This is a genomic window from Lentzea sp. NPDC054927 (genome assembly GCF_053610285.1).
Genome location: NZ_JBSGXZ010000002.1, coordinates 257,117 through 272,220 on the forward strand (window position 1 = coordinate 257,117; position 15,104 = coordinate 272,220).

Annotated in this window: 12 protein-coding genes; 7 read left to right on the forward strand and 5 right to left on the reverse strand. The window is 70.1% G+C overall.

Translation table 11 applies throughout. The features are described from left to right. Both ACWGE0_RS04615 and ACWGE0_RS04620 read left to right on the forward strand, forming a co-directional pair. The gene (locus ACWGE0_RS04615; RefSeq protein ID WP_452259524.1) at positions 1–366 is read left to right on the forward strand and encodes a hypothetical protein; all 366 of its coding nucleotides are present in this window, start codon (positions 1–3) and stop codon (positions 364–366) included. Between the two features lie 143 nt (positions 367–509). Next, a complete protein-coding gene (locus tag ACWGE0_RS04620) occupies positions 510–2,720 on the forward strand; it encodes a hypothetical protein (protein ID WP_452259525.1) in 2,211 nt (736 codons plus the stop codon). A gap of 352 nt (positions 2,721–3,072) precedes the next feature. Here the strand turns inward: ACWGE0_RS04620 and ACWGE0_RS04625 are convergent, their stop codons facing one another. Then, the gene (locus ACWGE0_RS04625) at positions 3,073–3,774 is read right to left on the reverse strand and encodes an AfsR/SARP family transcriptional regulator (RefSeq protein ID WP_452259526.1); all 702 of its coding nucleotides are present in this window, start codon (positions 3,772–3,774) and stop codon (positions 3,073–3,075) included. A 151-nt stretch (positions 3,775–3,925) separates the two neighbouring features. Between ACWGE0_RS04625 and ACWGE0_RS04630 the strand changes: the two genes are divergently transcribed. From ACWGE0_RS04630 to ACWGE0_RS04640, 3 genes are read left to right on the forward strand one after another with little or no spacing between them, the layout of a single operon-like run. Continuing rightward, positions 3,926–6,253: a glycoside hydrolase family 3 C-terminal domain-containing protein gene (locus tag ACWGE0_RS04630; protein WP_452259527.1), complete on the forward strand. Its 2,328-nt coding sequence runs from the start codon at positions 3,926–3,928 to the stop codon at positions 6,251–6,253. A gap of 8 nt (positions 6,254–6,261) precedes the next feature. Further along, complete coding sequence (locus ACWGE0_RS04635) at positions 6,262–6,897, forward strand: TetR/AcrR family transcriptional regulator (protein ID WP_452259528.1); 636 nt, start codon at positions 6,262–6,264, stop codon at positions 6,895–6,897. A gap of 6 nt (positions 6,898–6,903) precedes the next feature. Further along, entirely contained in the window at positions 6,904–7,188 is a 285-nt protein-coding gene (locus tag ACWGE0_RS04640; RefSeq protein ID WP_452259529.1) for a PASTA domain-containing protein, read from the forward strand. Here ACWGE0_RS04640 and ACWGE0_RS04645 read toward each other — a convergent pair. Continuing rightward, the gene (locus ACWGE0_RS04645) at positions 7,160–8,458 is read right to left on the reverse strand and encodes a nucleobase:cation symporter-2 family protein (protein WP_452259530.1); all 1,299 of its coding nucleotides are present in this window, start codon (positions 8,456–8,458) and stop codon (positions 7,160–7,162) included. The two genes, ACWGE0_RS04640 and ACWGE0_RS04645, sit on opposite strands and share 29 nt — an antisense overlap. A gap of 73 nt (positions 8,459–8,531) precedes the next feature. On the opposite strand from ACWGE0_RS04645, the gene ACWGE0_RS04650 reads away from it, so the two are divergent. Together ACWGE0_RS04650 and ACWGE0_RS04655 are read left to right on the forward strand one after the other, a co-directional pair. Next, complete coding sequence (locus tag ACWGE0_RS04650) at positions 8,532–9,251, forward strand: YqjF family protein (RefSeq protein ID WP_452259531.1); 720 nt, start codon at positions 8,532–8,534, stop codon at positions 9,249–9,251. Between the two features lie 310 nt (positions 9,252–9,561). Then, positions 9,562–12,246, forward strand: coding sequence for a BTAD domain-containing putative transcriptional regulator (locus ACWGE0_RS04655; protein ID WP_452259532.1), 2,685 nt, complete (start codon positions 9,562–9,564; stop codon positions 12,244–12,246). A 16-nt stretch (positions 12,247–12,262) separates the two neighbouring features. Here the strand turns inward: ACWGE0_RS04655 and ACWGE0_RS04660 are convergent, their stop codons facing one another. The 3 genes from ACWGE0_RS04660 to ACWGE0_RS04670 are packed head-to-tail and all read right to left on the reverse strand — an operon-like array spanning position 12,263 to position 15,097. After that, positions 12,263–12,547 carry a hypothetical protein gene (locus ACWGE0_RS04660; protein ID WP_452259533.1) on the reverse strand — a complete coding sequence of 95 codons (285 nt, stop codon included), beginning with the start codon at positions 12,545–12,547 and terminating at the stop codon, positions 12,263–12,265. A 25-nt stretch (positions 12,548–12,572) separates the two neighbouring features. Continuing rightward, entirely contained in the window at positions 12,573–13,541 is a 969-nt protein-coding gene (locus ACWGE0_RS04665; protein ID WP_452259534.1) for an acyl-CoA dehydrogenase family protein, read from the reverse strand. Positions 13,542–13,555: 14 nt separating this feature from the next. Beyond that, positions 13,556–15,097, reverse strand: coding sequence for an aldehyde dehydrogenase family protein (locus ACWGE0_RS04670; protein WP_452259535.1), 1,542 nt, complete (start codon positions 15,095–15,097; stop codon positions 13,556–13,558). Positions 15,098–15,104 lie beyond the last annotated feature (7 nt).

A 15,104-nucleotide genomic window follows, 5' to 3' on the forward strand; every position in this document is an offset into this window, starting at 1 on the left:
ATGCGTTACGTGCGGGTTTTCGCGGACGACAACGGCAAATCGGCCTTCGAGGACGTCGAGGTGCACGGCACACCAACGGTCACGGTCGAAGGTGTGCCTCCGCTGCTGGTGTCCGGCCCGTTCCCGGCGACCGGGATGCTGGTCGTGGAGCAACCAAATGAAGGCACGCCGGAATGGGAGCTCCACGTGGCCCCGCGCAGGCAATGGCTCATCGTGCTCACCGGCAAGGCCGCGGTCACGGTGTCCAACGGGGAACGCCGAGAGTTCGGCCCTGGCTCACTGCTGTCCTTTGAGGACACCGAGGGCGAAGGCCACATGTCCACCCCGCTGACGGACGACCTGTCGTTCGCGATGTTTCCCCACTAACCCGAACGGCCCCATTCCGCCATTCGCATCCATGAACCAGAACCTTCGTCCTTAAATGCGTGTCGACCACGTACGTGGCGGTCTCCGGACTCCGCTAGGTTCCTCCGAGTCCTGGTCGAGGAAGTGCATTCGAGGGTGAAGCAGTGCTGCCGGAATCGGCGTTCGAACGGGCCACACGGGGAACCGGTCAGCTCTTCGCGGTCAACAGGCCGCCGGGAGCCGAACGGACGCAGTACCTGATCCAGGCGGCGGAACTGGCTCGAACACACGGGTTCGCCGTCACCTGGGTCGGCTGCCGCGCGGACGCACCCCGGTACTGGCCGTGGCACGCCGTCCTGGCCGGGCTGGGCGGTGACGCGGCGGCGCTCGACGCCGAACCCGAGGTCTGCGCCCAGAAAGTCGTCGACGTGCTGGGCGAGGCACCTGCGTTGATCATGATCGACGACATCGACCTGGCCGGCGAGGAGGCGTTCCAGCTCACCCAGTTCGTGGCGGGGAGTGTTCATCACCTGCCAGTGGTCATCGTTGTCACCTCCACCGGCACCACCGCGCTCGACGACACCGTCCGGCTGGTCGAACGGGCGCACGTCGTGCTCGCGAAAGGACGCATCACCGAGGCTCGGGACCTGCTCGACCAGGCGGCCAGGGACGGCGATCCGGAAGCAGCGCTGGGCCTGCCGGGCATGTGGGTCAACAAGTTCCGCGGCCGGGCCGACCGCGCACTGGCGATCGCCCGGTTGCACGAGGCACTGGCGGCGCAACCGGCCGAACCTCTGCGCACCCGGCTGGTCGTGCGGCTCGCGGCCGAGCAGGCGTACGACCGGCGTGAGACCGCGTGCGTGCTGGAAGCGTTGGAGCAGGCCAGAAACACCGGTGACCAATTGACGTTGGCCGAGGCCTTGTCGTTGGCACATCACGCGTTGTGGTCGCCGGAGCACAACGCACAACGGCTCGCGCTGACCGGCGAGCTGATCGCGGTGGCGTCGGCGGCAGGGCTGGACCTGTTGGCGCTCAGCGGTTTGTGCCGGCGCACGATGGACCTGTTCTGCCTCGGTGACCCGCACGCGGAACGGTCGCAGGTCGAGCTGGCCAGAAGAGCGGCGGGCTATCCGGCGGTGCTGTTCTTCCACGCCGCGATGGACGTCATGCGGACGATCCGCGCCGGACGGTTCGCCGAGGCCGAGCAGAAGTCGCTGGCCTGCCTGCGGATCGGCCTGGAAGTGGGTGACGTGGACGCGGAGACGTTCCACAGCACGCACCTGTTCGCGATCCGGTGGTTGCAGGGCCGCGGCGCCGAGCTGGTCGACCTCGCCGAGCAGGTCACGCACTCCCCCACGCTGCCAGACCTGGAGTTCAGCTTCGAGGCGGCGCTCGCGTTGCTGGCTTTCGAGGCAGGGCAACGGGACCGGGCGCGCTCGGCGTTGCACCGGCTGACGATCAACGGGCTGAGCGCGGTTCCGTTGTCCAGCACCTGGATCACCTGCATGTTCTGCGTGGTGCACGTCGCCGCGGGGCTCGGTGACGCGGCGATCGCCCGTGAGGCCTATCGGTTGCTCGAACCGTTCGCGAACCAGCCGGTCGTGCCGGCCACCGCGATCGTCTGCTTCGGCTCGACCGAACTGCTGCTGGGCATCGCCGCGACGACGTTCGGCGACAACGACCTGGCCGCCGAACACCTCGACCGCGCGGTCACCACCAACATCCGGCTGGGCAACCGGCCGATGACCGCCTACGCCCGCGCGACCCTCGCGCAGACCGTCGGTGGCGAACGGGGCCGGGCGTTGTTCGACATCGCCATCACGGACGCGACCGCGATCGGCATGGACGCGCGCGCCGTGACGTGGGCCAGGGACCGCGACGGGCTGGCCGGCCGGATCTCCATCCGCCGCGAGAACGTGTGGTGGGTCGTCTCCCACCACGGCAAGGACATCCGCGTCGACGACCTCGTGGGCATGCGGTATCTCGCCCGGCTGGTGGCACAGCCCGGTGTCGAGGTCGCCGCATTGGAGCTCGTCGGCGGTGAGGACAACGGCAACCAGCCCGTGTTCGACGAGGAGGCCCGCTCCGCCTACCTCGCGCGCATCCGCGACCTCCGCGCGCGACTGGACGAGAATCCGTCGCCGAAGCTGGAGGCCGAGCTGGAGGCGTTGCTCAGCCACCTGGAACGCGAGAGCGGGATCGGTGGCCGCAGCAGGAACTTCGCCGGCCCTGCCGAACGCGCCAGAACCGCTGTGCGCAAGGCGATCCGCCGAGCCATCGACACCATCGCGGCGACCGAACAGTCCACGGCGGACGCCCTGCGCGACGGGGTGACCACGGGCTACCGCTGTTCGTACCGGCCTGGCGGATCTTGACCACCGCACGGCAGCCGGTTCGCCACCAGGGCTCGGCAGTATTCGGTGCGAGGGGGCACGGGTGGGCGCCGGCATCGCACAGGGAGACACGTGGCCAGGGCCCGCGGCTCGCGCCGTCATGACAGTGACGTCGGACGTTCAAGTCGAAGGAACCGCACAGCCCGTTCCAGCCAGAACACGGATCGCTCCCCCAGGGTGATCCACTTCCGGTCGGTGCCTCCGAGGGGGAGGCATCGCCCGGTCGCACGGCCAGCGCGGCGGCTCGCTACCCCAGTGCGGGCCGCCGCGCATCCCGATCCGGCACCGAGGCTCGCACCCCCGACACGGGCCTCGGTGCCTCCGGCTGTCCCGGCTACCCGGCGAGGACCGCGGCTTCCCTGCGGCGCAACGCATCGCCGGGTTCCATGCCGAACTCCTCCACGAGCAGCGCCCGCACCCGCCGGTACGTCCGCAGCGCGTCACCCGGCCGCCCTGCCCGGTGCTGGGCCTCCATCAGCAGGTCCCACAACGACTCCCGCAACGGGTACAGCGCGACCAGCCGTTCCAGCTGCCCGATCGCCTCTGCGTACCGGCCGTCGAGGCACAGCGCCGCCGCGTGGTTCTCCTCCGCGAACGCCAGCGCCTCCCGCAGCCGCACGATCTCCGCGAACGCCCAGCCCTCGACGGGGCAGTCCGCGAGCGGATCTCCCCGGTGCAGCCGCAGCGCCTCCGCGTACCGGCCACACCGCAGGTGCTCGTCGAACTCCTCGACGTCGACGACGACCTGCGTGACGTCGAGGAGGTAGCCGGGTTCGCGAGTCATCACCACGCCGTCCGCCCCGGCCAGTTCGAGCGCCCTGCGGACCTTCGCCACGTGCCCCTGCAGCGTCTTGGTCCCCGTCGGCGGCACGTCCTCGCCCCACAGGCCGTCGACCAGTGCCGATCTCGACACCAGCCGGCCGGTTCTCAGCGCCAGCATCGCGAACACCGCGCGCCGCCGTGCCCCGCTGAAATGCACAGGGCCCGCCGGTCCGCGAACCTCCAGCGGCCCGAGCAGCCGCACCTCAACCCTCATCACCGATTCCCCTCCCCTTGGACACAAGAAGAGGCGTGCCGCGGGTGTGCCGCGCCGTGGCACATCGCCACAGATAACCTCAAGATAACGAGCAGATCTCAGCCCGCATACCGACCGACCACTCGGTCGGTACCGGTGGTTGGCTCGGCGGATGGACATCGAGAAGGCAGCCATCAGGGATCTGGCGGCGAGTCTCGACCTGCACCGGAAGGTGCGGCTGCTGACCGGTTCCGCGCTGTTCGCGCTGTACGCGGAGCCGGAGATCGGGCTGGCGTCGCTGAAGTTGTCCGACGGACCGACCGGGGTGCGCGGCGCCGAACTCAGGGGCGGCACGATCGCCTGCGTGCTGCCGAACGCCACGCTGCTCGCCCAGCACTGGGACACCGCGTTGGCCCACGAGGTCGGCGAGGTGCTGGCAGACGAGGCGGCCGCGCAGCAGGTGCACGTCGTGCTCGGCCCGACGATCAACCTGCACCGCACGCCGCTCGGTGGCCGGCTGTTCGAGGCCTACAGCGAGGATCCGCTGCTCACCGGCACGCTCGCCGCCGCCTACGTCCAAGGCCTGCAGGGCAAGGGCATCGCCGCGACGCCGAAGCACTACGTGGCCAACGAGTCCGAGACCGAGCGCCGCACCGCGAGCATGGAGCTGGACGAGAAAACGTTGCGCGAGGTGTACCTGCTGCCGTTCGAGATCGTCGTCGAGGACGCCGCGCCGTGGGCGATCATGGCTGCCTACAACAAGGTCAACGGCGTCCCGGCGACCGAGCACACCGAGCTGGTCGAGGGCGTGCTGAAGGGCGAGTGGGGCTTCGACGGCCTGATCATGTCCGACTGGTTCGCCGCCCAGTCCACGGCCGGGAGCGCGAACGGCGGCCTCGACCTGGTGATGCCCGGTCCTGGCGGGCCGTGGGAGGACAAGCTGGTCGCGGCCGTCGAGGCGGGCGAGGTCGCCGAGTCGACCATCGACGACCACCTGGGCCGCCTGCTGCTTCTCGCCGCACGGACCGGCGCGTTCGGCAAGCAGCGCTCGTGGCCGTCCGACCTGCCCGCGCCGGACAGCGAGGTGCGCCGGGAACAGCTGCGGAGGTTCGCGGCGGGCGGCATGACCGTGCTGACGAACAACGGCGTGCTGCCGCTGGACTCGCCGGCCATCGCGCTGATCGGCCGGCACGCGGTCGAGACCGTCGCGCAGGGCGGTGGTTCGGCCGGGGTGCGCCCGCCGCACGTCATCAGCATCGCCGACGGCCTGACGTCGCTGCTGGGTGACCGTGTGTCCGTTGTGGACGGCGTGGAGGTCCGGTTCCGGCACGCCGCTCCCGGTGCCGGGGTGCTGCGGGACATCCGGGCCACGACGTTCGACTCGTCCGGCGAGGTGCTGGCGTCACGCGAGATGGAGATCGCCGAACTCGCGGCGTACGGCGGGTGGGCGCAGGGTGCCGCGTCGATCGAGGTGTCCGGCGAGGTCGTGCTGTCCGAACCCACGCGGCTGCTGGTCGGCGTGCGCGGGTTCGGCGACTGGACGCTGGAGGTCGCCGGCGAGTCGCACGCCACCCGCCTGGCCTGGGCGGACGGCATCGTGGAGGAAGCGCTGCTGAAGCCGCCGTACTGGACCACCGAGGTGCTGCTCTCCCCCGGCGACCGGATCACGGCACGGGTCCGCGAGGCGGCCGCGCTGGTCGGCCTGATCACGCAACCGGTCCCCCGGCCTCCCGCCGAGGTGATCGGTGCCGCGGTGCGGGCCGCACGCGAGGCGGACGTGGCTGTCGTGGTCGTCGGCCTGACCGAGGAGCAGGAGACCGAGGGCTTCGACAAGACGACTTTGGCGTTGCCGGGCGAGCAGGACGCACTGGTCGCGGCCGTGGCAGCGGCCGCAAGGCGCACGGTGGTCGTGGTGAACGCGGCAACGCCGGTGCTGATGCCGTGGCTCGCCGAGGTCGACGCCGTGCTGTGGGCCGGTTTGCCCGGCCAGGAAGCCGGTGACGCGGTGGCCGCGGCGTTGCTCGGGCACATCGAACCGGCCGGGCGGCTGGTCACCACGTTCCCGCGGGCGGACTCCGACGCGTTGACGCCGGTGCCGACGAACGGCGCGTTGCCTTACGAGGAAGGCACCGCGATCGGGTACCGCGGCGCGTCCGATCCGTTGTTCTGGTTCGGCCACGGTCTCGGCTACACCACGTGGGAGTACGGTGAAGCATCCTTTGTGGACGAAACGGTGTCGGTGCGGCTCACCAACACCGGCTCCCGGCCCGGTCGCGAGGTCGTGCAGGTCTACCTCCGCCCTGCCGGGGAACCGGTGCGCCTGATGGGCTGGGCGGTGGCGGACGTCGCCGCCGGGGAGACCGTGCAGGTCGAGGTGCCGTGCTCGGCGCGAGTGCGGCGGGTGTGGGCGGACGGCTGGCAACCGTTGCGGGGCGGCGAGGTGCTGATCGCCCGCGGGCTCGGCGACGTCCGGCTTGTCCTGCCGGCCGATCAGGAGTGAGGTGAGCGGTGTCGTTCCCGCCCAGGTACCGGGCCAAGTCGCGAGTGGACCTCTCGGGTGAGGAGTCCAGGGCGAAGGCGGTGGCCGTCGCGACCGAGCTGTTCGCGACGGCGGGCTTCAAGGGCACCTCGGTCGCGGCCGTGGCGGCGAAGACCGGCCTTTCGCAATCCGGTCTGCTGCACCACTTCCCGAGCAAGGCGGCGTTGCTGGCGGCCGTGCTCGAGGAACGCGACCGGCAGGACGGCGACTTCCTCACCGGCACCACCGCGCCACCGCTGGGGTGGGCGGCGTTCGACTCGCTGACCGCTCTGGTGGCCCGCAACTCGACGCGACCGCACCTGGTGGGGTTGTTCGTGCGGCTGGCCGCGGAGGCGATCGAACCGTCACATCCGGCGCACGCGTGGGTGCAGCAGCACTACGCGGGCATCCGGGGCTGGCTGACCGAGGCCGTTCAGGCGGGCAAGGACCGCGGCGAGATCGCGGCGGACGCACCGGTCGGCACCGTGGTGCGCACGACGGTCGCGGTGATCGACGGGCTGCAGCAGCAGTGGTTGCTGCAACCAGGTGAGGTGTCGATGGCCGCGGAGTTCGAGGCATTTGCCGGGACACTGCGGGCGCGCTGGAGTACCGTCGACTCCGGGTGAAGTCATGTGACAGTGGTAGTTCCCAACTTCCACGGAAAGCAGGCGCTCGACGCGTGGCTCGTCGGCCATGACGCGGGTTTGCTCCTGCAGGGTCCCGATCCGGACAGTCCCCATCCCCTGGTGAACGGCGTCGTCGTGGCGCAGCGTCCTGCCGCGGGCACGCGGGTCGAACGCTGGGGTGTGGTGACCGTGTGGGTCGAGGGCGGCGGTGACGGCAGCGGTGTGCGCGAGCCGCGTCGCCCGCTGCCCCTGCACCGGGAAGCTACGAAGTACTTCGACGAGTGTGGTTGAACAGCAGGTTGAGCACGAACGCGGTCAGGGCGGCACTGGTGATGGCACTGCCGCCGATCACCTGTGCCCAGGCCGGGAACGACTGGTAGATCTTCGGGGCGACCACCGGGAGCAGGCCGACACCGATCGTCACGGCGATGATCAGCAGGTTCCCGGTGTTCTCGAAGTCGACCCTGCCCAGAATCCCGATGCCCACGGCGGCGACCGTCGCGAACATGACCAGTCCGGCCGCGCCGACGACCGGACCGGGCAGGGCGGCGACGATCTCGCCGAGCTTCGGGATCAGGCCCAGCAGCACCAGAATCGCGCCGGCGACCGCCGCGACGTACCGGCTGCGCACCTTCGTGATGCCGACCAGGCCGACGTTCTGGCCGAAAACGGTGTCCAGGAACCCGTTCATGATCCCGCCCAGCACGCCGGAGACGCCCTCGGCCGCCAGCCCGCGCGCCAGATCGCTCGAGGTGACCGGACGGCCCGTCATCTCGCCGACCGCGAGCATGTCGGCGGTGGACTCGGTGAAGGTCACCAGCATCACGACGCACATGGAGATCACGGCGGCCAGCGGGAACTGGGGCGCGCCGAAGTGGAACGGCGCGGCGATGCCCAGCCACGCCGCGTCACCGACGTTCGAGAAGTCCGTCATGCCCAGGAAGATCGCCGCGATCGTGCCACCGACCAGGCCGATCAGCACGCCCAGCTGGCCGAGCAGACCACGCGCGAACCGTCCGACGAGCACGATCACCAGCACGATCCCGAACGCCAGCGCGAGCTCCTTCCCGGAGCCCGCCCCGTCCTGGCCGGTGATCAACCCGGCCGCGACGCCGATCAGCGACAACCCGATCACCGTGATCACCGAGCCGGTCACAACGGGCGGGAAGAACCGGACGGCACGGGCGAACGGCACCGCGATCAGGACGCCGAACACGCCCGCGGCGAGCATCGAGCCGTAGACGGCCTGCAGTCCGTACTGGCCGGCGATCAGGATCATCGGCGTGACTGCGGTGAACGTCGCCCCGGCCACGACCGGCAGCCGGATGCCCAGGACGGTGCCGACACCGAGCGACTGCAGCAGCGTGATCAGTCCGGCGACCAGCAGGTCGGCGTTCACGAGCAGGCCGATGGTGTGGGTGTCGAGCCCGGCGGCGGCGCCGAAGACGAGCGGCACGGCCACACAGCCGGTGTACATGGCGAGGACGTGCTGCAAACCGAGCAGCCCGAGCCGCGCAGGTGGCAGTACCTGGTCCACCGGATGCTTGAGAGCCATGCCCATCTGTGTAGTGCTTGATCGTTGCGACGGCATCACACGCGGGAGAACTCGCCCGCTCAGCGGTACTTTCGAGACCATGACCGAGCCGGTGACGCCGCTGACCCCGCGGCCTGTGCGGATCGCGTCCGTCGGGCAGTGGTGGCGCGACGTGACGTTCCTGCACTGGGCCGTGCCACCCGAGTCGGTCGCGGGATTCCTGCCGGCGGGCACCCGGCCGGACACGCTGAACGGGCTCACCTACATCGGCCTGGTGCCGTTCCGGATGCACCCGATCGGGGGGAGGGTCGGGCCGCGGCTGCCTTACGTCGGCGCGTTCTGCGAGACCAACGTCCGCCTGTACTCGGTCGACGAGGCCGGCCGCCGCGGGGTCGTGTTCCTGTCCCTCGACGCGAGCCGCGTCGTGCCGGTGATGGGCGCCCGGATCAGCTCACGGTTGCCGTACAAGTGGTCGTCGATGCGGTTGAAGCGCGATGGCGACGTGATCACCTACACCTGCCGGCGCATCTGGCCTGAGCCACGGGGCGCGTCGAGCAAGGTGGTGGTGCGGGTCGGGTCCGCCGTCGAGCCCGACGAGCTGAGCCGCTTCCTCACCGCCCGCTGGGGCCTGCACGTGTCCTGGTACGGCAGGACGATCTACCTGCCCAACGACCATCCGGAGTGGGGGCTGCACACAGCCGAACTGCTGGAGCTCGACGACGAACTCGTCGCCGCGTCCGGTCTGGAAGTGATGGGACCGCCGGTCAGCGTCCTGCACTCCCCCGGCGTACCAGTGCGGTTCGGCGTGCCGTCGCACTAGGAGTTCACAGCAAGGGTGGTGGCCCGGTTCCAGTCTGGGGGACCCGTCCGGGCCACCGGTCTTGCGGTAGGTGGCCGACGTGCGCGGTGACTTTCACACGTCGGCCGGGTTCTTGGGGGAACCAGATCCGGTAACTGTGCCGACCCCCTGGGTCCAGGTGTTCTCGAACCTGGCGGCGCAGGTACCGGATCTGGGTACAAAGGTGTCAGGTGGTGCGCACAGATTTCGCCCAGGCCGTGCACAGACGGCCACCTTGTGCGCGAGGATGGCTTGATCCGAACGATCGCGATCATCGAGGAGAAATGCACCTGTGGAGTTCCTGCTGCTCGGCTCGCTGGCGGTACGGCGGACGGGCACACCGCTGGAGCTTGGTGGGCCCCGGCAACGCGCGGTGCTCACGATGTTGTTGCTGCACGCCAACGAGGCGGTCAGCGTCGCACAGCTGACAGAGGCGGTCTGGGACTCACCGCCGGTGTCGCCCGAGTCGAACCTGCGCACGTACGTGGCCGGGTTGCGCAAGGTCCTCGGCGACCGGCTGATCACCCGGTCCGGTCACGGCTACCAACTCGTCGTCGAGCCCGGTGAGCTCGACCTGGACGAGTTCGAGCAGCTGGTGCGGTCCGGCGAGGAGGCAGGCGCGGACGGCGACACCGAGGCCGCGGCCGACCTGTTCGCCCAGGCGCTGGCCAGGTGGCGCGGCATCCCGAGCGCCGAGCTGTCGGCGGGACCGTTGCTGCGCGCGGAGTTCACCCGGTTGCAGGAACGGCGGCTCACCGCGGTCGAGCGGTATGCCAAGGCCGCGCTGGAGCTGAACCGGTTCGACGACGTGATCGACCGGCTGCGGCGGGAGACGGCACAGCACCCGTTGCGCGAGGAGCTGTGGGCGCAGCTGATGATGGCCCTGGACCGGTCAGGCCGGCGCAGCGAGGCGCTGGAGGCCTATGCGACCGCCCGCAAGCACGTGGTCGAGCAGATCGGTGTCGAGCCGGGTGCGCGACTGCGCCAGTTGCAGCAGGTGATCCTCGAAAGCCGGGTGCCCTCGCCCGCGGCTTTGAGCGCGCACCGGCAGCTGCCGATGGACATCGCCGAGTTCACCGGGCGCGAGTCCGAGCTGCGGCGGCTGTGCGAGCCCGGGCCGCACTCGACGGTCGTGATCTCCGCGATCGAGGGCATGGCCGGTGTCGGCAAGACGAAGCTGGCTGTGCGGGCGGCACATCAGCTCGTCTCGCGGTATCCGGACGTGCAGCTGTGGGCCGATCTGCACGGGTTCGACGCGGACGAGCTGCCCGCGGACCCGGCCGCCGTGCTGGAGAGCTTCCTGCGTCTGCTGGGCGTGCCGGGCGGGCAGATTCCGGAATCGCTGGAGTCACGCGCGGCGCTGTACCGCGACCGGCTGGCGGGCAAACGCGCGTTGGTGCTGCTGGACAACGCGGCGGGCGAGGACCAGGTCCGGCCGCTGCTGCCCGGCGGTGCGTCGTGCATGGTGCTGATCACCAGCCGCCGCACGTTGTTGATGCTGGACGGCGTGAAATCGCTCTCGCTGGACGTCTTCACGCCCGGTGAGGCGATCGCGTTGCTCGCCAGGATCGCCGGCGAGGACCGGGTGCACGCCGACCGTGAGGCGGCCGAACGGGTCGCGGAGCTGTGCGGGCACCTGCCGATCGCCGTGGCACTGGCCGCGAAACGACTCGCTCGACGTCCACAGTGGACTGTGCTGGACCTCGTGGCACAGCTGGAAAGAGGGGGCGGTCTCGGTGCGCGGGGCGTGTTCGACCTCTCGTACCAGGCGTTGCCGGAGAACCAGAGGCGTCTGTTTCGACTCCTCGGAATCCACCCGGGAGAGGACTTCACGGCCGAATCCGCCGCCGCTCTCGCCGGGCTGACCCCGTACGAGGCCGAGGACCTGCTGGAGACGTTGCTCGACGAGCACCTGCTCCAGCAGCACACACCTGGCCGCTACGGCCTGCACGATCTGTTGCGCGCGTACGCCGTCGAGCAGGTCACGGCCACCGAACCGCCGCCCGCCCGTTCGCTGGCCCGGCGGCGGGTGCTGGACTGGTACGTGCACACGTCGTGGCGGGGCGCGCAGCAGTTGAATCCCCAGCGCAAGCTGGAGATCGGCACCGCGGACCCGGCCGTGCACCCGCGCGCGTTCGCCGACCGCGACGCCGCGTTGTCGTGGTGCGACACCGAACGCGCGAACCTCGTGGCGGCCGTTCGCGACGCGGCCGACCACGGTCTGCCAGAGCACTCGTGGAGTCTCGCCCAGTGCCTGTGGGACTTCTTCAACCTGCGCAAGCACTGGGCCGACTGGATCGACACGCACGGCGTCGCGCTCGCCGCGGCCCGTTCGGTGGGCGACCGCAGCGCCGAGGGACGGATGCTGATCACGCTGGGCATCGCGTTGCGCGAGGTCCGGCGGCACGACGAGTCCATCGACTGCTACCAGCAGGCGTTGGCGATCTTCCGCGCGATCGGCGACAAGTCGCGCCAGGAACCGACTTTGAACAACCTCGGCATCGTGTACATGGTGCTGGGACGGGTCGACGACGCGTTGTCGTGCTACGAGCAGGCGGCCGAGATCGCCCGTGAACTGGGCAACCTGCACTCGGAAGCGGTGATGCTGAACAACATCGCCCTGCTGCACGCCGACGCCGGCCGGTTCGACGTCGCGCTGTCGCACTACCTGCGGGCGTTGGAGATCCGGCAGGAGATCAAGGACCCGTACAGCGAGGCGATCCTGCTCAACAACATCGGCGAGGTGTACCGGGGGCTGCTCGACTTCCCCGAGGCCGTGTCGTACGTCGACCGGGCGCTGGGGACGTTCCGGGCGATCGGTGACCTGTACGGGCAGGCCGAGTCGCTGGACAACCTCGGGCTGGCGCTGGACGGCCTCGGCGACCGGCGGGGCGCGGAGAAGTGCTGGCTGGAGTCCGTGACGTTGTTCGAGGAGCTGGGCGAACCGAAGGCAGAAGAGGTGCGGGGACGTCTTTAGGCCCGGTCCGCCGGCGTCACAGCATGCCGGTGAGGTTGGCGAGCGTGATCATGCCGATGAGCACCGCCAGCAACGACAGCAACGTGCCGATCGCCGCGAAGACCTTGCCCTGGCGGGGTCCGACCAGCGCGAGGATCGAGACCACGAATCCTGGCAACCCGAAGACCCACGCCAGGTAGGGGCGCACACCGTCGAGGTTGATCGGCAGGAGGGGCACCACGACCCCGGCCACTCCGAGAGCCAGCGCCAGCAACCCCAGCGCGGGCCCCTTGGTGGTCTGGGCAGAAGGTCCGTAGGACATGCCCGCGACCCTAGCCAACCAAAAGTTAGATCTCCACTGAATCCACCAGAGCGTCGACCGTCGGCTCGATCGCGGCGGCCGCCCGCGCGTCCCGGAACCTGCGCTCGATGCCCAGGTCCCGGCGGAACGCCGCGTCCCCGCACACCTTCATCGCGAGGTCGGTGACCGCGACGGCGGCCTCGGTCGCGGTGACCGCCAGCAGCCGAACCCTGTCCACCGACCGTTCCGGATGCCAGGTGACCGCGGACAGGGTGTCGTTGTAGAGCACCCGGACCGAGTCGGTGCGCAACCGCATCCGGACCAGGTCGGCCCGTGTGCGCGGATCACCACCGCCGAGATGTCCCAGCGCTGCCGCCAGCGCGCCCTCCATCAGTCCCAGCGACACCGCGGCCCCCAGCACCAGGAACCACGGGAACGCCAGCTCTTCCGACCACAGCTGGTTCGACGCCGGTACCCGCACCGGATCCGCCTCCACGCACGTGGCGACGGTCCCGCGCAAGCCCATCCCGGCGTGGTCGGCCGGCACCAACAGTCCCGGCGCCTCGGCCGGGACCAGCCACAACGCCGCGCCGCACGACCAGACGTAGCTGTCCGCCTCGCCGGCCGCGATCACCCAGCTCTTGCGCGCCCGCACCTGGACCACATCACCGTGCACCGACATCGCACCGGACGAGCCGAACGCCGCCAGGGTCGAGAGATGCCGGCCTGCCGCGATCTCCGCCCGCAACCAGTGCGGGCCGGAGCGGTCCAGCACGGCGGCCGCGGAGTAGTGCGATCGCAGGACGGAAGCCGTTGCGCCGCAGACGCGTGCGATGTGTTCGACGACCCGCCCGGCCGAGCGCAGGTCCTGCCCTCCCCCGCCGACCGTGCGCGAGATCGTCATTCCCAGGATCCCGCTCGCGCCCAACGAGTTCAGGGCTGCGCGCGGGAATCTGGCCTGTTGATCCACATCGGCGGCGGACGGCGCCACCACGTTCTGCACGATGCGGAGCAAGTCCGCGCGGTACGTCACGTTGGCGGGTAGAGCGAGTAGGAGGGGAAGTTGCCGTACGGCCGTTCGTCGGGCGGACCTTCTGTGACGGCGTGCACGAGCAACGAACCACCCACGAACGCTCCGCGCCACGAAGCACCGCGACCGCCGAACACCTCGTCCCGGTCACCCCGGGACCGCGGCTTGTTGATGCCCACCTTGAACGCCTGGACGTCCGCGCTCAACCGCCGTGCCGTTGCCTCGTCGTCGCAGGCCAGCGACGCGACCAGCGCACCGTTCGAGGCGTTCATCGCGGCCAGCAACTCGGCCTCGGTGTCGACCAGCACGATCGTGTCGACCGGTCCGAACGGCTCCGCGTGGTGCAGCACCGAAGAACGTGGCGGGTCGAGGATCGCGACTGGTGCCAGGTAGGCGGCGGTCTGCTGGCCGGGCAGGAACCGGCCGGACTCGAGCGATCCCCGGTACAGCGGCACGCCACCGGCCCGGATCGCCTCGTCCACGACGTCACCGAGTTCCTTGGCCTTCGCGTCGTTGATCAACGGCCCGAAGTCCAAGGTGGGCAGCTCGTCGTCGGGCGAAGTGACGGCGAGCGGGTGCCCGAACTTCACGTCCCGCACAGCGGGCAGGTAGACGTTCAGGAACTTGTCGAACAACGACCGCTGCACGACGTACCGCGGGTAGGCGGTGCAACGCTGCTTGCCGTAGTCGAAAGCCTTGCGGATCTGCGTGCCGAGCATGTCCCAGGAGTCGGTTTCCCAGACGCCCCAGCAGTTGAGACCCTCCTGCTCCAGCACGTGCCGCCGGTTGCTGTCGACCAGCCGCGTCGCGATGGCGCTGCCGACGTCCCGACCGCCCACAAAGGACACGCAGCCCAGGAACGACGACCCGACCAGCACCGGCGCCAGCTCTGCCCCGCTGCCACTGACCAACGTGAACGGCAGCCCTGACCGCACGGCCAGAGCGGTCGCCAGCGTCAGGCAGCTCACGCCACCGTCGGTCGGCGCCTTGGCGATGACGGCGTTGCCCGCCAACGCCTGCACCAGCATCGCGTGCATCAGCACGCTCATCGGGTAGTTCCAGGACGCGATGTTGCTGACCGGGCCGTTCAACGGCGTCCGGCCGGCCAGCATCCCGTCGATCTCCTCGACGTACCACCGCACACCTTCGATGCAGCGATCGACGTCGGCCGTGGCGAGCCGCCACGGCTTGCCGATCTCCCACACCAGCAGCAACGACAGCAGGTCGCGGTGCTCGGCCATCGCGTCCAGGGCCTCCGAAACGCGCGCTTTGCGTTCCGCGAGAGGCACTTCACGCCACTCCATGTGCTGCTCGACGGCGGAGACCACCGCGCGGCCCGCGACGTCGAAGTCGAGGAACGGCGGGCCCGCGATGGTGGAGCCGTCGACGGGGGTGGTGGCCGGCATCGGTTCGCCGGCACGACTCCACCCGCCGCCGAAGTGGTTGAGCAGCCGATCGTCGTGGAACGCCTCGGGTGCGACCTTCACGCACTGCGAATACACGTCGTTCCAGGAAGTTCCGGGCTTGAGGATCAACGACATCGGAGCG